The sequence below is a fragment of the Rothia sp. P13129 genome, assembly GCF_048512865.1.
In the GTDB taxonomy this organism is placed as follows: domain Bacteria; phylum Actinomycetota; class Actinomycetes; order Actinomycetales; family Micrococcaceae; genus Rothia.
Window position 1 is genome coordinate 68,893 of sequence record NZ_JBLXYA010000008.1, and the last position, 21,424, is coordinate 90,316.

At 46.7% G+C, this 21,424-nt stretch carries 21 protein-coding genes; all 21 read left to right on the forward strand.

The features are described 5' to 3' along the window. Nucleotides 1–157 precede the first annotated feature (157 nt). The 21 genes from aspS to carA all read left to right on the forward strand — a co-directional run bounded on the left by aspS (nucleotide 158) and on the right by carA (nucleotide 21,404). Entirely contained in the window at nucleotides 158–1,927 is a 1,770-nt protein-coding gene (aspS, locus tag ACN081_RS06620; RefSeq protein WP_419107338.1) for an aspartate--tRNA ligase, read from the forward strand. Nucleotides 1,928–2,102: 175 nt separating this feature from the next. After that, nucleotides 2,103–2,864 (forward strand): siderophore-interacting protein, encoded by a 762-nt coding sequence (locus ACN081_RS06625; RefSeq protein ID WP_419107316.1) that lies wholly within the window; start codon nucleotides 2,103–2,105, stop codon nucleotides 2,862–2,864. Nucleotides 2,865–2,946: 82 nt separating this feature from the next. Then, nucleotides 2,947–3,381, forward strand: coding sequence for a D-aminoacyl-tRNA deacylase (dtd, locus tag ACN081_RS06630; RefSeq protein ID WP_419107317.1), 435 nt, complete (start codon nucleotides 2,947–2,949; stop codon nucleotides 3,379–3,381). A 39-nt stretch (nucleotides 3,382–3,420) separates the two neighbouring features. Then, nucleotides 3,421–4,863, forward strand: coding sequence for a replication-associated recombination protein A (locus ACN081_RS06635; RefSeq protein ID WP_419107318.1), 1,443 nt, complete (start codon nucleotides 3,421–3,423; stop codon nucleotides 4,861–4,863). A 253-nt stretch (nucleotides 4,864–5,116) separates the two neighbouring features. Then, nucleotides 5,117–5,749, forward strand: a complete 633-nt coding sequence (gene rpsD / locus ACN081_RS06640) for a 30S ribosomal protein S4 (RefSeq protein ID WP_419103744.1) — start codon at nucleotides 5,117–5,119, stop codon at nucleotides 5,747–5,749. Between the two features lie 249 nt (nucleotides 5,750–5,998). Next, nucleotides 5,999–6,382, forward strand: coding sequence for a DUF948 domain-containing protein (locus ACN081_RS06645; protein ID WP_419103745.1), 384 nt, complete (start codon nucleotides 5,999–6,001; stop codon nucleotides 6,380–6,382). Beyond that, entirely contained in the window at nucleotides 6,382–6,843 is a 462-nt protein-coding gene (locus ACN081_RS06650) for a hypothetical protein (RefSeq protein WP_419103746.1), read from the forward strand. The genes ACN081_RS06645 and ACN081_RS06650 overlap by 1 nt, the downstream gene beginning before the upstream one ends. 75 nt (nucleotides 6,844–6,918) lie before the next feature. Continuing rightward, on the forward strand, nucleotides 6,919–9,603 hold the full coding sequence (gene alaS / locus ACN081_RS06655; protein WP_419107319.1) for an alanine--tRNA ligase: 2,685 nt from the start codon (nucleotides 6,919–6,921) through the stop codon (nucleotides 9,601–9,603). 3 nt (nucleotides 9,604–9,606) lie between these two features. Then, nucleotides 9,607–10,161, forward strand: coding sequence for a Holliday junction resolvase RuvX (ruvX, locus tag ACN081_RS06660; RefSeq protein ID WP_419103748.1), 555 nt, complete (start codon nucleotides 9,607–9,609; stop codon nucleotides 10,159–10,161). After that, nucleotides 10,151–11,374 (forward strand): endolytic transglycosylase MltG, encoded by a 1,224-nt coding sequence (mltG, locus tag ACN081_RS06665; protein ID WP_419103749.1) that lies wholly within the window; start codon nucleotides 10,151–10,153, stop codon nucleotides 11,372–11,374. The genes ruvX and mltG overlap by 11 nt, the downstream gene beginning before the upstream one ends. After that, nucleotides 11,355–12,308 carry a shikimate dehydrogenase family protein gene (locus ACN081_RS06670; protein WP_419107320.1) on the forward strand — a complete coding sequence of 318 codons (954 nt, stop codon included), beginning with the start codon at nucleotides 11,355–11,357 and terminating at the stop codon, nucleotides 12,306–12,308. The genes mltG and ACN081_RS06670 overlap by 20 nt, the downstream gene beginning before the upstream one ends. Before the next feature lie 114 nt (nucleotides 12,309–12,422). Beyond that, the gene (aroC, locus tag ACN081_RS06675) at nucleotides 12,423–13,637 is read left to right on the forward strand and encodes a chorismate synthase (protein WP_419107321.1); all 1,215 of its coding nucleotides are present in this window, start codon (nucleotides 12,423–12,425) and stop codon (nucleotides 13,635–13,637) included. A gap of 6 nt (nucleotides 13,638–13,643) precedes the next feature. After that, a complete protein-coding gene (locus ACN081_RS06680) occupies nucleotides 13,644–14,267 on the forward strand; it encodes a shikimate kinase (protein WP_419103752.1) in 624 nt (207 codons plus the stop codon). Continuing rightward, entirely contained in the window at nucleotides 14,264–15,367 is a 1,104-nt protein-coding gene (gene aroB, locus ACN081_RS06685; RefSeq protein ID WP_419103753.1) for a 3-dehydroquinate synthase, read from the forward strand. The genes ACN081_RS06680 and aroB overlap by 4 nt, the downstream gene beginning before the upstream one ends. Nucleotides 15,368–15,534: 167 nt before the next feature. After that, nucleotides 15,535–16,098 carry an elongation factor P gene (gene efp, locus ACN081_RS06690; RefSeq protein WP_419101667.1) on the forward strand — a complete coding sequence of 188 codons (564 nt, stop codon included), beginning with the start codon at nucleotides 15,535–15,537 and terminating at the stop codon, nucleotides 16,096–16,098. A 20-nt stretch (nucleotides 16,099–16,118) separates the two neighbouring features. Then, nucleotides 16,119–16,529, forward strand: coding sequence for a transcription antitermination factor NusB (nusB, locus tag ACN081_RS06695; protein WP_419103754.1), 411 nt, complete (start codon nucleotides 16,119–16,121; stop codon nucleotides 16,527–16,529). Between the two features lie 217 nt (nucleotides 16,530–16,746). After that, entirely contained in the window at nucleotides 16,747–17,322 is a 576-nt protein-coding gene (gene pyrR / locus ACN081_RS06700; protein WP_419103755.1) for a bifunctional pyr operon transcriptional regulator/uracil phosphoribosyltransferase PyrR, read from the forward strand. A 6-nt stretch (nucleotides 17,323–17,328) separates the two neighbouring features. Then, nucleotides 17,329–18,330, forward strand: coding sequence for an aspartate carbamoyltransferase catalytic subunit (locus ACN081_RS06705; protein WP_419107322.1), 1,002 nt, complete (start codon nucleotides 17,329–17,331; stop codon nucleotides 18,328–18,330). A 9-nt stretch (nucleotides 18,331–18,339) separates the two neighbouring features. Further along, the gene (locus ACN081_RS06710) at nucleotides 18,340–19,665 is read left to right on the forward strand and encodes a dihydroorotase (protein ID WP_419107323.1); all 1,326 of its coding nucleotides are present in this window, start codon (nucleotides 18,340–18,342) and stop codon (nucleotides 19,663–19,665) included. Nucleotides 19,666–19,668: 3 nt separating this feature from the next. Beyond that, entirely contained in the window at nucleotides 19,669–20,190 is a 522-nt protein-coding gene (locus ACN081_RS06715; protein ID WP_419107324.1) for a hypothetical protein, read from the forward strand. Nucleotides 20,191–20,243: 53 nt separating this feature from the next. Then, nucleotides 20,244–21,404 carry a glutamine-hydrolyzing carbamoyl-phosphate synthase small subunit gene (gene carA / locus ACN081_RS06720; RefSeq protein WP_419107325.1) on the forward strand — a complete coding sequence of 387 codons (1,161 nt, stop codon included), beginning with the start codon at nucleotides 20,244–20,246 and terminating at the stop codon, nucleotides 21,402–21,404. The last annotated feature ends 20 nt before the right edge of the window (nucleotides 21,405–21,424 follow it).

The window sequence follows — 21,424 nt, forward strand, 5'->3', positions numbered from 1 at the left end:
GATGAAGAACCTCATATGAGTTCTTGAGTGAAACAACTCTTTGAATATTTTTCAGTTCTTCATTCGCTGAGGAATATTAAGATTATGATTAGAATGACTATCACATTTTCGTGAACATACCACCTGAAGATAGGTGGTACCCGTGGAAAGGAATCGAGTGCTACGCACACACACCCTCGGCGAACTAACCGCCGAACACATTGGACAGACTGTCACATTAACCGGATGGGTAGCCCGCCGTCGCGACCACGGCGGTGTCGCATTCGTTGATTTACGTGACCGTGAGGGCGTCACACAGTGCGTTTTCCACGATGAACAAGACTTTGAGCACCTTCGCAATGAGTACGTTCTTAAAGTTGTTGGTGAAGTAACCCGCCGTCCAGAAGGTAACGAAAATCCTCAACTAACAACCGGTGAGATTGAAGTTGAGGTTAAAGAAACTGAGGTGCTCAATACTGCTGCACCGCTACCATTCCAAATTGACGAACACGTAGAAGTCGGTGAAGAAGCTCGCCTCAAGTACCGTTACCTTGACTTGCGTCGTCCAGAACCAGCACGCCTAATGCGTCTACGTTCTGAAGCAAACCGTGTTGCACGTAATGTTCTTGCAGAAGATGGGTTCACTGAAGTTGAGACGCCTACTCTAACTCGTTCCACCCCCGAAGGTGCACGAGACTTCCTTGTTCCAGCTCGTCTAGCACCTGGCTCTTGGTATGCACTTCCTCAGTCTCCTCAGCTTTTCAAACAGCTCCTACAGGTAGGTGGCATTGAAAAGTATTACCAGATTGCTCGTTGCTACCGTGACGAGGACTTCCGTGCAGACCGTCAACCCGAGTTTACTCAGCTTGATATTGAAGCCTCTTTCGTTGATCAAGAAGATATTATCGATCTTGGTGAACGCATTGTTGAGGCGGTATGGAACCTTATCGACGTCAAAGTTCCACGCCCTATTGAACGTATTACGTTCAAAGACGCTATGGAAAAATACGGTTCAGATAAACCTGATTTACGTTTCGGTTTGGAGCTAACAGAACTAACAGACTACTTTAAAGACACAACTTTCCGGGTCTTTAAGGCTCCTTATGTTGGCGCTGTTGTTATGCCTGGTGGTGCTTCCCAGCCCCGCCGCACTCTTGACGCATGGCAAGAGTGGGCTAAACAGCGCGGTGCAAAAGGTCTAGCTTATGTCCTGATTCAAGAAGACGGGGAGCTTACTGGCCCTGTTGCAAAGAACATCACCGAAGCTGAACGTGCTGGTCTGGCAGAAGCTACCGGCGCTAATCCTGGCGATTGTATCTTCTTCGCTGCAGGTGAAGCTAAAGCTTCTCGCGCGTTGCTTGGTGCTGCGCGTGTTGAAATTGGGCATCGAACTGGTCTGATTAAAGATGGTGAATGGTCCTTTGTTTGGGTTGTTGATGCACCCATGTTCGAACCAGCCGCAGACGCTACAGCATCTGGCGATGTGGCATTGGGCAACTCTTCGTGGACTGCAGTGCACCACGCCTTTACCTCACCTAAACCTGAGTTCTTAGAAAACTTTGATCAGAATCCCGGTGAAGCTCTTGCCTACGCATACGACATCGTATGTAACGGTAACGAAATTGGTGGTGGATCTATCCGTATTCACCAGCGCGACGTTCAAGAACGTGTCTTTGCCGTGATGGGTATCGGGGAAGAAGAAGCCCGAGAAAAGTTTGGGTTCCTTCTTGATGCGTTCTCCTTCGGTGCCCCTCCTATGGGCGGTATCGCTTTTGGTTGGGATCGTGTTCTGCAACTTTTGGGTGGCACTGATTCCATCCGTGATGTTATTGCGTTCCCGAAGACTGGCAATGGTTTTGACCCGCTAACGGCCGCGCCTGCACCAATTACTGCACAACAGCGTAAAGAAGCTGGTGTTGATGCAAAACCTAAAAAAGACGAAAAATAATCTTTGAGTCTTTACCTCTGAGATAAAAGGTTTGGGGTGCAACATATGTTGCACCCCAAACCTTTTTCGTATCTGATGCCCATAGATAAAAATAAGGTTTACCTAACTTTTAGTCTTCTTCTCTGGCATACTGGACTCATGAGCTTTCGTTGATGATGAGAAGAAGGGGTATCTCATGGGACGCGGTATATGCGGTGCGCTTCTAAAAGTTTTGCGTGCAGGAGATTATTCATGTACGGTACGTCGCATCTGGCAGCACAGCCCAAGTATGCTCGCATTACGAGTTAGCTCCCCAGAATTTGTTCAAGAAGTTCACCCCGTACAGGGAGAGTATCTTCGGTGTTGGTTTCCCTCTTTAGAGAACCCGAATAGAGAGGAAATGCGAGGATATACCATTACTGAGGTGGATGAACAGACAGGGGAGTTTACCTTATTCTTTCTTCTCCACACACCATATGGTCCGGGTAGTTATTGGGCTACTCATGCCGAAGTTGGTGACACCTTTGAGTTTTCCTATTATGGGTCACACCCTTTTGAAGTGCCGTCTAAGATACCTCAAGGTTTTGTCTTTATTGGTGACGCTGCAGGTATTCCTTATATTAATTCGGTGATTGAGGTTTTAGAGGGACGTTTTCCAATACAGATTTGGTTATCTCGGTGGCATGAAAGTGATGAAAGCATCCCGTTATGCTCTGGAGAAAATATTACGGTACATTGGATTGAACCTACCCCAGAAGCAATGCTGGAGAAAACAAAAAGCTGGGATTGGGAAGGGTGGTTCCCTCATCTTGTCTGTGAGGCTAAAGTTCTTTTGCCCACCCGAAGATATCTTCTTAAAGAGACTTCAGTTTCTAAAACTTTTATGCATTCTCACGCCTATTGGGTCAAAGGTCGTGCGATGGGAACTACGCGAGATATTCGCGAGGTAGAGGGCTAACTTTTTGGGATACGTTTAAAACGATAACTTAAAGAATAAATATCTTATTGCTCAACGTTAGATATAAGAAGAACAGGTTTTTATGAAAGTCGTGATTCAACGTGTACAGCAGGCTGAGGTCTGTGTAGGTGGACAACAAGTTGGTGCTATCGACCGTGCGGGGTTACTAGTTTTAGTTGGTATCACTCACACTGATACCCCTGAGATTGTCAAAAAACTTGCGGAGAAAACATGGAAATTGCGTCTTCTCGAGGGTGAAAAAAGCTGTTCAGATATTGGGGCACCCATTTTAGCTGTGTCGCAGTTTACCTTATATGCAGATTCTCGCCGTGGACGTCGTCCTTCGTGGTCAGCTGCTGCTAGACAAGAACTGGCAGAGCCTCTATTTAATAGTTACGTTCAGTATCTTGAAGAATTAGGTGCAGAAGTCTCTCAAGGAATATTCGGTGCTGACATGCAAGTTAGCCTCATCAATGATGGTCCTGTAACTATTATTCTTGATAGTGATGAGCTATAAAAGTCCTTCCGCAATGGTGGGGAAGGGTAGGATAGCAACGTGACAGATTCTCTTTTTACCTTTGATGATGGCAACGAAAAACCTGCTCCTGAAGCGAGTCGATCTTTTACTCAGGCACCTTTGGCAGTGCGGATGCGCCCACGTACCTTAGATGAGGTGATTGGACAGAAGCAACTTCTTCATCAGGGCGCACCTTTGAGGATTTTAGCGGGAGAGTCAGCTGGACCAGCTGGGCCCCAGTCTGTCATTTTATGGGGCCCTCCAGGTACGGGAAAAACTACTCTAGCGCATGTTATTGCTAGGGGTAGTGAGCGAAAATTTGTTGAACTTTCTGCAATAACAGCTGGTGTTAAAGACGTTCGTCAGGTCATGGAACAAGCTCTATTAGATCGTGACATGTATGGAACAACTACCGTATTATTCCTAGACGAGATTCATCGGTTCTCTAAGGCCCAGCAAGATGCTTTACTTCCTGGCGTTGAGAACCGTTGGGTTGTTCTCGTTGCTGCAACTACGGAGAATCCGTCCTTTTCTATTATTTCTCCGCTGGTGTCACGGTCTTTAGTGCTCACTTTAGAATCTTTACAAGACGATGATATTCGTCAACTATTACTTCGAGCAGTTGAAGATTCTCGCGGTTTCGCTGGAAACGTCCAGATATCAGAACATGCACTTGAACATTTTGTCGCTTTGTCAAAAGGTGACGCTCGTAAAGCGTTAACTGCCTTAGAAGCAGCTGTAGCTACCGCTTATGGGCAAGAAAAACTATCTCTTAAAGAAGTGATAGAAGAATCTGAAAGTTCACGCCCTATCGTGGTTTCTTTAGAACATGCTGAAGAGGCGTTGAACCAAGCATCTATTCGATATGACCGTAACGGTGATCAACATTATGACGTCATTAGTGCCTTCATTAAGTCTATTCGTGGTTCAGATGTTGATGCCGCATTGCATTATCTTGCAAGGATGATTACGGCGGGGGAAGATCCTCGTTTTATTGCCCGTCGTTTAGTCGTACACGCTAGTGAAGATATTGGCATGGCAGATCCTACCGCTTTAACTACTGCAGTGAATGCCGCACAGGCTGTGCAACTAGTTGGTATGCCAGAGGCTCGTCTTAATCTTGCTCAAGCAACTATTCACCTTGCGACAGCACCTAAATCTAATGCTGTGATTGCTAGTATCTCTCAGGCGATAGGGGACGTGAAAGCCGGTAAAGGTGGAGCCGTTCCTGTGCACCTTCGTGACAGCCATTATCCTGGGGCAGCTGAAATGGGTCATGGGCGTGATTATATTTACCCTCATAGTGTTCCTTTTGCTGTAGCCGAACAACAATATCTGCCAGATGATTTAGTAGGTCGGAAATATTACCACCCCACTGAGTATGGTGAGGAAAAGAATATTGCTCGTCGTTTGAGAGCTATTGTAAAAATTTTACGAGGGTCTTCATCTGGTGAAACCACACGGAAAAATCATGAAAAATAGGTGTGAAAAAATACACCTAAGATGTGTAGGTGTTTATGCACATGTGAGGTAAGGTAGAACCGTGGTTGGCAAGCCTATCTAAAACGCACATTTCGATGTGATCACCAAATAGGTTGCAGTGTCTGAAGTGCGGCTGCTTCACACTCTCCACCGCATAAAATCGTGTGCGGATATTTTGGAGGCCAATCCATCAGAACAAATGGTCGGCACACTAGCTGTTTTGTGTGCTACCAACCGCTATGAAAGGTAAATTGTGGCTAAAAATAACCGCACCCGCCGTACCGTGCGTCATTCTCGTGCTCTTGGTATTGCGCTGACTCCTAAGGCAGAAAAGTACTTCGAACGTCGTCCTTACAGCCCCGGTCAGCATGGTCGTAACCGTCGTAAGGCTGATTCCAACTACGCAACCCACCTTCGCGAGAAGCAGCGTCTACGCGCTCAGTACAACATTCGTGAAGCTCAGATGCGTCGCGTATACCTCGAAGCTAAGCGCGTTGAAGGCCAGACCGGTAAGAACATGGTCGAGATTCTTGAAACTCGCCTTGACGCACTCGTTTTGCGTTCCGGTTTTGCACGCACCATTGCTCAGGCACGTCAGCTTGTAGTTCACCGCCACATTATGGTTGATGGTGTTCGTGTTGACCGTCCTTCCTTCCGTGTGAAGCCAGGTCAGCTCATCCACGTTCACCCTAAATCTGAAAAGATGGCTCCTTTCCAGGTAGCTGCTACCGGTGCACACAAAGATGTTTTGCCTGATACTCCGGCATACCTCAACGTTGAGATTGAGAAGCTCCACGCTAAGCTCGATCGTCTACCTAAGCGTGAAGAGATTCCGGTCATCTGCGAAGAGCAGCTTGTCGTTGAATACTACTCACGTTTGGCATAAGCATACGTTCGTACAGCCCGTGCTCTTTTCATCACTGGAAGAGGGCACGGGTTGTCCGTTTTAATGCGTCAGTTTTTGATTCAACCGTCGTTTTCTGCGGTTAATGTGTGCTCCGAAAAAGATGAGAAAATACGATAACCCGAAAATAAATCGTCTGTATCTTATTCCATGCAGTAGTATTGTTATCAATTCGTGTTCTTAATTTCTGATATTGAGGCGCACATCGTACACACGAGGAAAGAAGGATCTATGAGCGGTGGAGACATTGCCGGGCTTATTGCTGCGGCAGTATTTGCAATACTTGTAGCGCTTCTAGCCTTACCCATCATTAAATTAGGGAAAGTTTTTGACGAACTAGTAGTAACGATTCGTTCTCTCAACGGAGAAACCACTCCTTTAATTAGGGAAGTGACGAAAACTGTTACAACCACCAATACCCAATTAGAAAAAGTAGACGACATTACCAATAACGTTTCTGACGCTTCAGCTAACGTGTCTGCTCTTTCCTCGTTGGTGACATCAACGGTTGGGCAACCTCTTATTAAGGTTGCGTCATTCTCTTATGGTGTACGTAAAGCTATGCGTTCAGATAAACAAAACACACCACCTGCAACACCGAAGGAGCGTCCATAATGGGGTTCTGGAAAAGTGCGGCATTATTAGCTGGTGGGGCAGTAGCTGGTTATCTGGCGCAGCGCATCAACCAAACAACAGACGTGAGCCAAGCATTGGCACAACGAACTTCATCAGAGTTATCTTCAGCTTCTGGACGGAAGGCTCAAGTGGCACGCTTCTTTGATTCTCCGTGGGGGCAACCTCTTCAAAAGGTTGTACTAAAAGCAACTCAATTTGCTGCTCAAGTAAAAAGCGGGATGCAAGAACACGAAGCTCAGCTACAACAAAGATTTCAAGAACAAAAGAATGAGGCTCGCCCCGGTTCTTTAGACACATGGGCAGTACCTGAGAACTCTGACAGTGCTGAACTAACACCGCATAATACGCCTTCGCCACTGGCCGGCACGGAACGTAGAGTTCAACGTGACCGTCAGCTAGGTGAAGACTTTTTTGAAGGTCATACTTCTAGCGGGTCTTAAACGTTATCGGCTCTAGTAGCCTTTTATACATTTTTAGAACATTTATTCATCATCATAGGTTAGGAATATAGCTTCATGCTTTCACAGGAAATATCAAAGCGATGGCTTGAATTCTTTAAAGAACGCGGTCACACAGTCGTTCCCTCCGCCTCGCTTGTTTCCAACGAGCCAGGTGCAATGTTTACCATCGCCGGTATGGTTCCTTTTATTCCTTATTTCTTGGGTCGTGAAGTTCCTCCTTATCGTCGAGCAACTTCCGTACAGAAATGTATCCGCACCCTCGATATTGAAGAAGTAGGTAAAACAGCTCGCCACGGAACGTTCTTCCAGATGGCTGGCAACTTTTCTTTCGGCGACTACTTCAAAAAAGAGGTGATCCCTTGGGCGTGGGAACTTCTTACTACCTCTGTTGAAAAAGGCGGGTTTGGTCTTGACCCAGACCGTCTTTGGGTGACCGTCTATGAAGGCGATGATGAGGCCTACGAGCTATGGACGAAGACCGTCGGGCTACCTGCCGAACGCGTACAGCGTATGGGTATGAAAGAAAATTATTGGTCTACCGGACAGCCTGGCCCTGCTGGTCCTGACTCTGAAATCTTCTATGACCGTGGGCCTGCCTACGGTAAAGATGGTGGCCCTGCTGTTGACGATGATCGCTACATTGAAATCTGGAACCTTGTGTTCATGCAATACCAGCGTGGTGAAGGTACTGGAAAAGATAGCTTTGAAATTCTTGGGGATCTACCCGAGAAGAATATTGATACGGGTCTAGGCGTTGAACGTCTTGCAATGCTATTACAAGGCGTTGAAAACTTCTACGAAACCGATCAGGTTCGTCCGGTACTTGATGCTGCAGCAAAACTATCAGGCAAGACATACCACGGTTCTGAAACAGCTCAAGATGAAGGATATGAAGATGACGTTCGGATGCGTGTTGTTGCAGACCATATCCGTTCTTCACTGATGCTCATTGCTGATGGCGTGACCCCCTCTAACGAAGGTCGTGGATATATTCTCCGCCGCCTGATGCGTCGCGCTATTCGAGCTATGCGACTTTTAGGTGTTACTGAGCCATGCTTGCCAGTGCTATTCCCAGCTTCTCGCGATGCAATGGGTGGCGCATTCCCCGTCGTGCTTGAAGACTTTGAGCGTATTTCACGTATTGCGTATGCGGAAGAAAAAGCATTCTTAAGAACTATTGAGTCAGGTACTGAACGTCTCGAAGAAGCTGTTAAAGAAGCTAAAAAGGGAAGCTCTATTGTTTCTGGAACTGAAGCTTTCACTTTGCATGATACCTATGGTTTCCCCATCGACTTGACGCTAGAAATGGCTGAAGAAGCTGGAGTAAAAGTCGACGAAAAAGCTTTCCGTGAACTCATGGAAGAGCAACGTACTCGCGCCCAAAAAGATGCTAAAGCCAAAAAGGGTGCTTTCGCAGATCTTTCTGCATTACGTGAACTTGCTAATGAACGCGGCTCCGTATTTACCGGTTATGAAGAGCTCAAAACACAGACTGTCTTACGCGCTATTTTGGTTAATGGTGTTACTGTTCCTGTTGCTCAGGCAGGGGACCGCATTGAAATCGTTTTGGATGAGACTCCTTTCTACGCTGAAGCAGGTGGTCAGGCAGCTGATACCGGAGTGATTAGTGGTAACGGTTTTGTGATTGATATCGATGATGTGCAGCAACCTGTTAAAGGTTTGAGCGTGCATCGTGGTGTTGTTCGTGAAGGCGAAGCTCTAGCTGGTGCTGAAGTTGTTGCACAGGTGAACGAACGTCGCCGTCGCGATGGTGAAAAAGCTCACTCTGGTACACATATTGTGCACGCAGCATTGCACCAAGTGCTTGGAAATGAAGCAACGCAGCGTGGCTCTTTCAATAAAGAAGACTACCTACGTTTCGACTTTGCATGGGGTGAAGGATTATCTGAGTCTGTTCAGCGTGAAGTTGAAGAAGTTGCTAACACCGCAATTCGTGACAACCTACAGACTGTGACACGAGAGATGCCGTTAGATGAGGCGAAGAAACTCGGCGCAATGAGTCTCTTCGGTGAAAAATACGGTGATACCGTACGTGTCGTCGAAATTGGTGGAGATTTCTCTCGTGAACTTTGTGGAGGAACCCACGTGTCATCCTCTGCAGAGATTGGTTCTTTGACATTGCTTTCAGAACAATCTGTTGGTTCTGGTAACCGTCGTGTTGAAGCGCTTGTCGGATATAGCTCCTTTAACCATTTGGCAACAGAACGTACTCTTGTTAACCAGCTGACAGGCATGATGAAAGTACAATCTTCTGCTGAACTTCCAGAACGTCTTTCTCAGACCCTGACAAAACTGAAGAGTGTTGAAAAAGAGCTGGAGAAACTTCGTACTGAAAAACTTCAGGCTGAAGCTGGAAAACTAGTAGAATCAGCAGAACTCATCGGACAAATCCGAGCTCTCGTTCATAATGCTGGTGAACTATCAGTGAATGAGTTACGTAATCTTGCAATGGATTTGCGTCAACGTCTAGGCTCAGAGCCTGCTGTTGTTGCAGTAACAGCTGTTAATAATGGTCGCCCGGTTGTTCTCGTGGCAACTAATGAAGGTGCTCGTGAACACGGCGTTAAAGCTGGAGCTTTGGTTCGTGTTGCTGCAGGCATCCTTGGTGGCGGCGGTGGCGGCAAGGACGATATGGCTCAAGGTGGCGGACAAGACCCAACAAAGGTTGAGGATGCGCTCACCGCTATTCGTTCTGAACTTGCGAAAGTCAGTGCTTAACCTATGACTTTTACACCAGGAGTGCGCATGGGAGTCGACGTGGGTAACGCTCGCGTCGGTCTCTCCCTCTGCGATAGAGATGGAATTCTAGCGACGCCGCTCAAGACTTTACGTCGAGACCTTAAAAAGAACTCTGATCGTAGAGTCTTGCGTACCCTGGTGAAAGTCCACGAAGTTACCGAAATTTTCGTGGGCTTACCTAAGACCATGCGCGGTGGAGAATCATCATCAACGCTTATGGCTCGTTCTTATGCACAAGATCTCGTTACTGAACTTGTAGCAGAAGGATATTCCATTCCTGTATGGTTAGTAGACGAGCGTTTAACGACGGTCAGTGCTCATCGCACTTTGCATGAGGCTGGGGTATCGTCACGAGATTTTAAGACAATGGTGGATCAGGTAGCTGCAGTTAATATCTTGCAGTATTGCCTAGACACACTGAAAGCAGGCAATCATGTTGCTGGATTTTTAGTGGAGCCTCAGACAATAGAATGCGCTGAGGAGATTTCCTCAGCACCACAGACGAAAAACGATATGGAGAACTTGAGTGAGCAATAAAACGAACTCGAGCCGATCGCCGAAACGTTCAGTTCACCGTGATGAGCCAGAGAACCTCAAAATGATTTTGAGCCCCTCTGAAGAAGATGAACGTGAGGGTATCCTCGGATTAGTTGTTGAGCATGATCTGCTCACTCCTGAACAACGGCGTAAAATTCGTCTTCGCAGGCGCAATACCATGCTCAGTGCAGGACTTGTTTTCGCCATTGCCGTGGTCATGATTATCGCAATTATTAGCCCTCAGCTAGGGTGGTTCAAACGCAAAGATTTTAGTGGTTCCGGTAATGGGACAAGCGTGAGCTTCACGGTTGCCCCTGGTGCTTCTACTATTGGTGTAGCAAACCAGCTAGAGAAAATGGGTGTTATTGCTGACGCTGACCGTTTCCTCTCTGTCTACAGTGATATGGGAGAGAAGAAGTATATTCAGCCTGGTGAGTATAACCTTCAAGAAGAGATGAGCAGCCAATCAGCACTTGATGTTCTTCTCCGTTTGAACGAAGCTAATCAAGTGTATATTGCTTTGGCTCAGACTCTTCGTATCGAAGAATCTCTAGATATTATTGCTCAAGCTACTGGTGTTTCACGAGATGAACTCAATAAGTTTAATCAGAACCCTCAGAGTCTTGGAGTTCCTGCTAATTTCCCTTCTCTAGAAGGTTGGATGCATCCTGGTGAATATCGTTTTGACCAGGGAACAGACATCAAAGATATTATGCAAAGCATTGTCGATGAGACGAAGAAAGCATTATCTGATGCTGGTGTAAAGGGCGATGAGCAAGCATTTTATGTTCTAACGGTAGCTTCCATCGTGGAATTTGAAGGTATTACGCCTGACTATAAGGCTATTGCAGGGGCTATCGAAAACCGTATTAATAACCCTGATGGGGAAACTAGCGGGTACATTCAGTCCGATGCTACGGTTGCTTATGGTCTAGGGAAGAAGACCGTTCACATTACAAATGAGCAAAAGCAAGACCCGTCAAATAAGTACAACACTTTCTATTACAAAGGCCTTCCTGCTGGCCCTATTGGTTCACCGGGTACTAACGCTATTGATGCCGCAGCAAACCCCGATAAGAATGACTACTATTTCTGGGTGACTGTCAATCTTGATACTGGCGAAACAAAGTTTGCTAAGACCTATCGTCAGCATCTGAAGAACGTTGAAGAATACGATAGATGGTGTCGTGAACATGATGGCAAGTGCACCTAAAATAGATGATTCGATGAATACTCGGAAGAAAGCTTTTGTTCTAGGTGACCCTATTGAGCATTCGCTTTCTCCGAGCCTTCATCAGGTTGCCTATGAGCATCTTGGGTATGAGATTGATTATGGTCGTTGGAAAACCTCTATTGAGGAACTTCCAGAACGGTTTTTACCTGCTCTAACCGAAAATGTGGTTGGCTATTCTGTAACGATGCCGCTGAAAAACGCCGTGATTGAGAATCTTCATGAACTGACTGATTTTGCGAAGGTTCTTGATGTTGTCAATACGGTGTATTGGCGAGGTGAAGGTTCTTCTCGACGAGCTATAGGGCATAATACTGATGTTTCGGGCATCGTCAATGCCTTGCACCATGCTGGTGTTCGCGTATCTACAGACGACTTGCCACGGGCTATTCTTGGTGGTGGCGGAACTGCTACCTCTGCATTGATGGCACTGTCCTTTTTGGGTTCTACTGAGGTCGATCTTTATGTGCGTTCTGTAGAGCGCGCGGCAACTGTTCTTCGGCTAGCCGAGAAACTGGAGATCCGTCTTAACATCTGTCGTTTTGAAGATTTTGCTTCACAATATTCGGTTTATGAAGCCGTTATCTCAACTTTGCCGGCAGGAGTGGCTGATCAATTTGCCCCAACGCTGGGGTCTTCTTTGAACGGTGTACTTTTCGATGTGAGTTATGACCCGTGGCCTTCTACCATTGCCTCGCGTTGGGAAGATGCTGGGGGAGTTATTGTCTCTGGTTTAGATATGCTGCTGTATCAGGCTATCGACCAGATTAAGCTTTTTACAGGTCATGCGTTAGAAGAGACGTTACCTGAACAGCTTCAGATGATGAATGCGATGTGTTCAGCTATTGGGTTGTTACCACGAAATAAGCTACCGCTTAATGTTTATTCGATGGAACATTTTGGTTCTTGTGGTTAACACAGTTTTCATGTGAAGACATCAAAAATTTTATTCAGTTTATTTTCTGGGTACTCTAGTGCTTAGGGAAGAACCTTTTGGTTATCACACTACATATGTAAAGGAAGTCAGAGCATGTTGCGTTGGCTCACAGCCGGTGAATCTCACGGTGAAGCTCTTGTCGGTATTATTGAGGGCGTCCCAGCAGGTGTAGAACTGACCTCGCAGATGGTGCGTGACGCTTTGGCTCGACGTCGTCTCGGTTACGGGCGTGGAGCACGTATGAAGTTTGAAGAGGATCAGGTTCGTATTTTAGGTGGGGTGCGTCATGGTAAAACACTGGGTGGACCTGTTGCTTTAGAGATTGCGAATACGGAATGGCCAAAATGGGTTGATGTGATGAGCGCTGACCCTGTAGATCCTGCACTACTCGAAGGACGCGCACGGAACGCACCATTGACTCGTCCTCGACCTGGGCACGCTGATTTTACGGGAATGCAGAAATATGATTTTGATGAAGCACGACCTGTTCTAGAAAGAGCTTCCGCACGAGAGACGGCAACTCGTGTAGCTCTCGGTGTTGTTGCTTCTCAGCTTCTCAAAGCTCTAGGAGTGCAGTTGGTAAGTCATACAACAGCTATTGCTGATGTATGCACTCCAGAAGATGCTCCTCGTCCATGCCCTTCTGATGTTGGGGCACTTGATGCTGACCCATTACGTTGTTTTGATTCTGCCACTTCTGCTGCGATGGTTCAGGCTGTAGATATGGCTCATAAAGATGGTGAGACTCTTGGTGGGGTTGTTGAAGTCCTTGCCTACGGTCTTCCTCCTGGGCTTGGTTCTTACGTTCATTGGGACCGTCGTCTTGATGCACGTCTTGCTGCTGCATTAATGGGGATTCAAGCCATTAAGGGTGTCGAAGTTGGAGATGGGTTTTTGACAGCTTCTCGTCCGGGAACTCGTGCGCACGACGAGATAAGCGTGAATGAGCACGGTGTTACTCGTGATTCAAATCGTGCCGGAGGTATCGAAGGTGGTATGAGTATCGGAGACCTCTTGCGAGTTCGTGCTGCGATGAAGCCTATTGCTACAGTCCCTAAAGCGTTGAAAACTATTGATACTTCTACTGGTGAGGTTGCAAAAGCTCACCATCAGCGTTCAGATGTATGCGCGGTACCTGCTGCTGGTGTTGTTGCTGAAGCGATGGTTGCACTGGTTCTTGCTGAAGCTGCTTTAGAGAAGTTTGGTGGGGACTCTGTGACTGAGACTCGACGGAATATGGATGCTTATCTTGCTGCTATTCCGCAGTCTTTGAGCTGGGAGTCGAACGTTGCCGGTTGGGACCGTTAGACGCCTATGTCGAAGCAGCGTCTTTCTCCAGAGCGTGTTAGTGTCTCATCACCGGACCCTCAGCATGTTCGTGAAGTTCAAGAAGAGTTCTTAGATCGCCGTCGGCCAGTAGTTTTTATTGGTCCGATGGCTGCTGGAAAGTCTTATATAGGGATGCACTGTGCCCGTTTTTATGGGTATCAGTTTTTAGACGCAGATCAGCTCATTACCGAACAATATGGATCGATACCAGAAATGTTCGATACTTTAGGAGAAGAATATTTTCGTAAAGTTGAGAGCGAAACTATTTTTCAAGTTCTTGAGTCTCCACAGTATCGCAACAGTATTTTTTCGTTGGGTGGTGGTGCACCCATGAGTGAGCAGGTTGCACAGAAACTCAAAAATGAATGTGTTATTTATCTGAAGGTGGATGCTGATACTGTTCGCCCACGAATTTTAGGTAATAAGACGCGTCCACTTTTGCAAGGGGATCCTATCCAGCGTTGGAATGATATTTTTCAACTACGCAAAGAACGCTATGAACAGTTAGCAAGCTACACGTTGGATGTTCGGGGGTCTCGTCCTATTTCAGAGATTGCTGCAGAAGTTCAACAATTTATTTTACGTACTCGTGGGGGAGTAACAGCATGAGCAATAATATGGAGCCAACCGTTATTTCGGTTACGGGAGATACCCCGCAAGAAAATTATGATGTTTTTGTTGGACATCATCTTTTAGCTCAGTTACCTGAGATTCTGGGTGCTCAAACTCGCCGTGTGTTGATGATTTATCCGAGGGCTTTGCGTTCTACCGGTGAACTGGTCATGGAAGATTTACGTTCGGCCGGTTATGACTCTTTCAGCGCAGAGATACCTGACGCAGAAGAAGGAAAACATCTTCAAGTAGCAGGTTTTTGCTGGCAGGTGTTAGGGAAGAATGATTTTACTCGTTCTGATGCAATTATCTCTATTGGTGGCGGAGCAGTCAGCGATGTGGCAGGTTTTGTGGCCTCCACCTGGTTGCGCGGTGTGAAGGTTGTTCATATCCCGACAACTTTACTTGGCATGGTCGATGCTGCAATCGGTGGAAAAACAGCGATTAATACTGCTGAGGGAAAGAATTTGGTAGGGACGTTCTACCCTCCGGCAGCTGTTTTATGCGAGTTAGGAACGTTACGGACTTTGCCCGTTCATGAATTATTGACGGGGCTGGCAGAGGTCATTAAATGTGGGTTTATTGCTGATCCTGAGATTCTCGATATTATTGAAGGCAATCCTGATGCTTTACGTGATTCTCAGTCTGCAGTAATTCGTGATTTAATTGAGCGCTCTATCCGTGTTAAAGCTCGTATTGTTTCTGAGGATTTAAAGGAATCTGGCCTTCGAGAATTCCTGAATTATGGCCACACTTTTGGTCATGCTATTGAGCGAGTTGAGCGTTATCAGTGGCGTCATGGTGCGGCAGTTGCGGTAGGCATGGTTTTTGCTGCTGAGTTATCTTTGGCTGCAGGGTATGTTGATGAGTCAGTGGTAGAGCGTACTCGTCGTATCTGTCAGTCGGTGGGTCTTCCGGTGAGTTATCGTGGGGACCGTTGGCAGCAGCTCATTGAGTCGATGCGCCGAGATAAAAAGGCTCGTGGAAATTTGCTTCGTTTCGTCCTTCTTGAGGGGTATGGTTCACCTCGTATTTATGAAGTTCCTGATGATTCTTTGTTGTTTGCAACGTATCAGGAAGTTTCTTCTACCTCGTAGGCTTTATAGACCCTCATCTATATGATGAAGGCTGTGTGTTCTGGCACAGGGGAGCATCTATTTTATGTTTCTTCGTCCAATACAGCTGTCTTTATCTCGTTGAAGCGTTACAATGGCTAAGAATCATTTGATTATTGATAATTCCCATATATTTGAAGGAGAGTCGGTTGGCTACTACCGCTGACATTAAGAACGGCGTTGTACTTAAGATTGATGGTAACCTCTGGTCGGTTATCGAATTCCAGCACGTCAAGCCAGGAAAAGGTGGAGCGTTCGTTCGTACCAAGTTGCGTAATGTAACCTCCGGCAAAGTTGTCGATCGTACGTTTAACGCTGGCGCAAAGGTCGATACTGCTACTGTTGATCGTTCTGATTATCAGTATCTCTATCAAGATGGTGATGATTACGTTTTCATGGACGTAAAAACTTACGATCAGATTAACGTTCCTCAGGTTGTTGTTGGTGACGCAGCAAATTATCTTCTTGAGTCTCAGGTTGCTACTATCGCGATGCATGAGGGTGAGCCACTATACATTGAGCTTCCTGCATCTGTTGTTCTTGAGATTACGTACACTGAGCCTGGCCTTCAGGGTGACCGCTCTACCGGTGGCACAAAGCCTGCAACAGTTGAGACTGGTGCTCAGATTCAGGTTCCACTCTTCTTGGAGACTGGCACTAAAGTTAAGGTTGATACTCGTACCGGTGAGTATCTTGGTCGTGTAAACGACTAGAAGAACAGGGCATAAAATACGTGAATTCACGAACTAAAGCTCGATTGAGAGCAGTTGAAGTTCTTTTTGAAGCTGAGCAACGAGATGATGAGATTCTAGACGTATTGACTCGTCGTCGTTTACATACTTCCGCGCAGATTTCTACGTACTCTGAGCAGATTGTGCGCGGTGTACAAGAACATGACGAAGAGATTCGTGAGTATATCGAAACGTACTCTCAGGACTGGACCATGGACCGTATGCCTAGCGTAGATCGTATTCTTTTGCGTATCGGAGCATGGGAACTTCTCTATAATGATGAGGTTCCAGATCTTGTTGCTATTTCAGAAGCAACGGGACTAGCTCGGGTGCTTTCGACTAACGATTCACCTAAGTTCATCAATGGTCTTTTGGAGCGGTTGCGTCAAGTTAAACCTACGCTTCTTGCATAAAAGTATCTTTCAACGGTGGGGTGGCTACACTATGTGGCCACCCCACCGTTTTATGCGTGGTGACGTGCTGATTTACCGGATAACTTCATCGTTTTTCTCAAAAACTTTTCTCAAAACATCTCTTCTTGCAGGTTTGCCAAGATAAAACATGATAGATTGCTCCATAAAGCAAGCAACCTTTAAGTCCGTCCCGTGAGGCGGGGAAGGAGGCCGGCAGATGAGTGAACTCTACCCAGTGATGGGTCGCACCATTCTTAACGAAGCCGATATTAACCGTGCCTTGACACGTATTGCTCACGAAATCCTTGAAGGAAATCGTGGTGCAGAAAATCTTGTCCTTGTGGGGATTCAGCGCAAGGGCGCACCATTAGCGCAACGTTTAGCAGAAAAGATTGCGCGCACTGATTCGTCTTTTAATCCTCAGCTATGCCTCGGTCAATTAGATATTACAAAATACCGAGATGATCTCAATTCAAAACCTGAGAAGACTCCTTTACCAACAGTTCTACCAGCATCCGGTATTAACGGTAAAAATCTCGTGCTCGTCGATGATGTTTTATATTCCGGAAGAACGATTCGAGCAGGTTTAGACGCTCTCAAAGACTACGGGCGTCCGGCATGTGTGCGTCTAGCTGTTCTCGTTGATAGGGGACATCGCGAATTACCTATTCGTGCAGACCACGTTGGTAAAAACCTTCCCACCTCATCTGAAGAACTTGTTCGTGTATATCTCGAAGAAATTGACGGTTGCACCGATCGCGTTGAGATTTTGCACCCTAATAGCGGAGAATAAAAGACCATGCGTCATTTACTAGACACTAAAGAATTAACTCGCGAAGAAGCGATAAGTATTCTCGATACCGCCGATTATATGGCAGAAGTGGGCCGGCAGGAGGTGAAAAAACTTCCTGTCTTACAGGGCCGTACCGTGGTAAATCTCTTCTTTGAAGACTCTACTCGTACTCGACTTTCTTTCGAAACAGCCGAAAAACGCCTCGGCGCCGACATCATTAATTTTGCTGCTAAAGGTTCTTCTGTTTCTAAAGGGGAATCTCTCAAAGACACTGCTCAGACCTTAGCTGCAATTAATGCTGACGCGTTTGTGATTCGGCATAGCGCATCAGGGGCACCTCAGCGTTTAGCAGAAGCTGGATGGACCAATATTCCAGTTCTTAATGCTGGCGACGGTACACACGCTCACCCAACACAAGCCCTTCTTGATGCGATGACACTTCGACAGTTCCAGCATCAGCTATCAGGTATTCCGACTCAAGGTTCTGCACTTGAGGGAATGCGTGTCGCTATCGTTGGCGATATCCTTCACTCTCGTGTTGCTCGTTCAAACCTCTGGCTTCTACACACATTAGGAGCAGAGGTTATTTTTATAGCACCGCCTACTCTTTTACCTCATGATATTGATCATTGGCCAGTTCAGGTGTACTACAACTTTGATCAGGCCTTAGCGCATGGTGTTGATGCGGTAATGCTACTTCGTATTCAAAAAGAACGTATGAATGCTGCGTTCTTCCCTAGCGTTGAAGAATACGCCCGATTATGGGGGCTTACCCCTGAACGTTTCAAAGCTTTAGCACGTTCGGGAGAACAGACAGCCGTTCTACATCCGGGCCCAATGAACCGCGGGCTTGAGATTAGTTCTCTTGCAGCAGATTCTTCACAATCGTGGGTTCTTCGCCAGGTCAATAACGGAGTCTCTGTGCGCATGGCGGTGCTCTATATGCTAATGACTGGCCAAGACGGCAGCGAACTTTACTCTTCAAATAACACACAGATTCACCCATAGCGAGAAGATATGACACAGAAATACCTCATTAAAAATGCTTCTATCCTTGGCCAAGATATAGCAGATATCCTTATTGAGGCCGGAAAGATTGTGCAGATAGGTACAGCATTGACAGCTGATGATGCTCACACCATTGAAGCACAGGGGCTCATTGCTTTGCCTGGTCTTGTCGATTTGCACACCCATTTGAGAGAACCGGGCCAAGAAGATGCTGAAACGGTTGAATCTGGAACTCAAGCGGCAGCTTTAGGTGGCTATACAGCGGTTTTTGCGATGGCGAATTCACAACCAGTAGCCGATACTGCAGGAGTTGTTGAGCAAGTATATGATCTTGGAAAAAAAGCAGGCTGGGCGCAAGTCTATCCTGTTGGCGCAGTAACCGTAGGTCTCAAAGGAGAACGTCTTTCAGCAATCGGTGCGATGGCAGATTCTCGTGCTCAAGTACGGGTTTTCTCTGATGATGGTATGTGCGTATGGGATCCGGCACTGATGCGTAGAGCCTTAGAATACGTCAAGACTTTTGACGGAGTCATTGCTCAACATGCGCAAGAACCTCGGTTAACCGAAGGTGCTCAGATGAATGAAGGAAAAGTTTCAGCAGAACTTGGTTTAGCAGGATGGCCTGCTGTAGCTGAAGAATCCATTATCGCTAGGGACGTTCTTTTAGCTGAACATGTTAATTCTCGTGTGCATATCTGCCATCTTTCAACACGTGGGGCAGTAGATATTGTGCGCTGGGCTAAGTCTCGTGGTGTTCAGGTGACGGCTGAAGCAACACCTCATCATTTACTTTTGACCGAAGAACTTGTCCGAAGCTACGACCCTGTATATAAGGTGAATCCTCCTTTGCGAACCGAAGAAGACGTTATGGCTCTCCGTCAGGCGGTTGCAGATGGAACGATCGATATTATTGGCACAGATCATGCTCCGCACCCAGTAGAGTCTAAAGATTGCGAATGGGCTTGCGCGGCAAATGGTATGACCGGTTTGGAACAGGCATTATCAATTATTCAGAAAACGCTTGTTGATACTGGTCTTATTGGTTGGGAGCGTGTTGCAGAAATTATGAGTTTCCGTCCTGCTCGTATTGGCAGTGCAACAGGTCAAGGACGTCCCATTGCACCAGGCGAGCCAGCACATATCGTACTTTATGATCCTCAAGCAACACGCGTTATCAACTCAGCTGAACAGGCGACACGAGGTAAGAATAATCCGTACCAGGGGTTAGAAGTTCCAGGCGCCGTTCGTGCAACCTTCTTTGCCGGTCATCCTACTGTTTTAGAGGGGTCTTTAGCGACGCCGCGCCGACAACCAGCAGAGGGGAACAGCCTCTAAACCATGTCAAAATATTTTTTCCCCACGCTTGTATGTATCGGTGTTGTTGTCTTAGCTTGCCTTTTGATGTGGCGTGGCTGGTCGGCACGTAAAAGACGTCAAAGTGAGCTAGGCCCTTTAGCGCCGGTACCAGAACGTTACGATGAGTTACCGCCTGATGTTGTTGTAGCGGGAACGTATGTTGTGACAACTCTACTAGGGGATTGGTTGGCTCGTGTTGCAGTGCATACTTTAGGTGTTAAATCTCGGGCTGAGTTATTCATTTTTGATGAAGGACTTGTTTTAGCCAGAGAAGGTGCACAACACCTATGGATTCCTTATCGCGATGTTATTGCCGTACGCCAAGAATCAGGTATTAACGGAAAGTTTGTTGAGAAGGATGGTCTTCTCATCATCTCCTGGATGTTCAATAGCACTGCCGTTGATACAGGGTTTAGGCTATTGCACCCGCAAGAACAAGAAAGTATTCAAAAAGAAATTCTTCGAAGAGCACCTCAAGCGAAGGATTCTCTTCCAGCTCTTTAGCCCTCAATGATTGATGCGAATTATCGCAAAACACTATATAAGGAAGTTAGTTGATGTCTAATCTAACTCAGCACCAGCCCGCTCTTCTCGTATTAGAAGATGGCACGGTTTACCATGGACAGGCTTATGGAACAGTAGGAAAGACTCTGGGAGAAGCAGTGTTTTCTACGGGTATGACCGGTTATCAAGAAACTCTCACTGACCCTTCTTACGCTGGTCAAATTGTGGTGCAGACTGCTCCTCATATTGGAAATACTGGTGTTAACGCTGTGGATGCGGAATCACGTCAAGTGTGGGTTGCCGGTTATGTTGTACGAGATGCTGCTCGACGTCCTTCAAATTGGCGTAGTGAAGGTTCTCTCGATGATTATCTTTCAGCGCAGGGAATTGTAGGTATTGAGGGGATTGATACTCGTGCCCTTACCCGTCATTTACGTTCTGCTGGCGCTATGCGTGCTGGTATTTTTTCGGGCGAGTACGCGCAACGTCCGGTATCTGAACTGTTGACGATGGTGCAAGAGTCTGAGCCGATGCAGGGACGACAGTTAGCGGAGAGTGTTTCTTCTGAACAAGCGTATACCGTTGAGCCACAAGACTTCGGGTGGGAGGGCCCCATTCAAGGGGTGTTAGCAGCTCTTGACTTAGGTATTAAATCGATGACTCCCGAACAGTTCGCACGTCGTGGTGTTCGTGTTCATGTTTTGCCTGCTTCATCAGACTTTGAGGCTATTCAGGCGGTCAAACCTGACGGCGTGTTCTTCTCAAATGGCCCAGGAGACCCCGCTACTGCCAACCAGCAGGTTGAACTTCTACAACAGGTTCTTCGTTCTTCTATTCCGTTCTTTGGTATTTGCTTTGGCAACCAATTGTTAGGTCGTGCCTTAGGTTTTGGTACATATAAGTTGCCTTTCGGTCATCGTGGGATTAACCAACCTGTTCTTGATAAGACAACAGGCAAAGTAGAGATTACAGCCCAAAACCATGGCTTTGCAGTGGACGCACCTCTTGATGAGGTGGTGATGGCTCCATGTGAGGAATTTGGTCGTGTTGAGGTTTCTCATATCGGCCTCAACGACCGTGTTGTTGAAGGATTACGTTGCTTAGATATTCCAGCCTTCTCAGTGCAGTATCATCCTGAAGCTGCGGCTGGGCCACATGATGCAGCGTATCTTTTTGACCGCTTTATCGATTTGATGAAACAACACCAGAACTAAGAAACTCACAAAGGATTTTG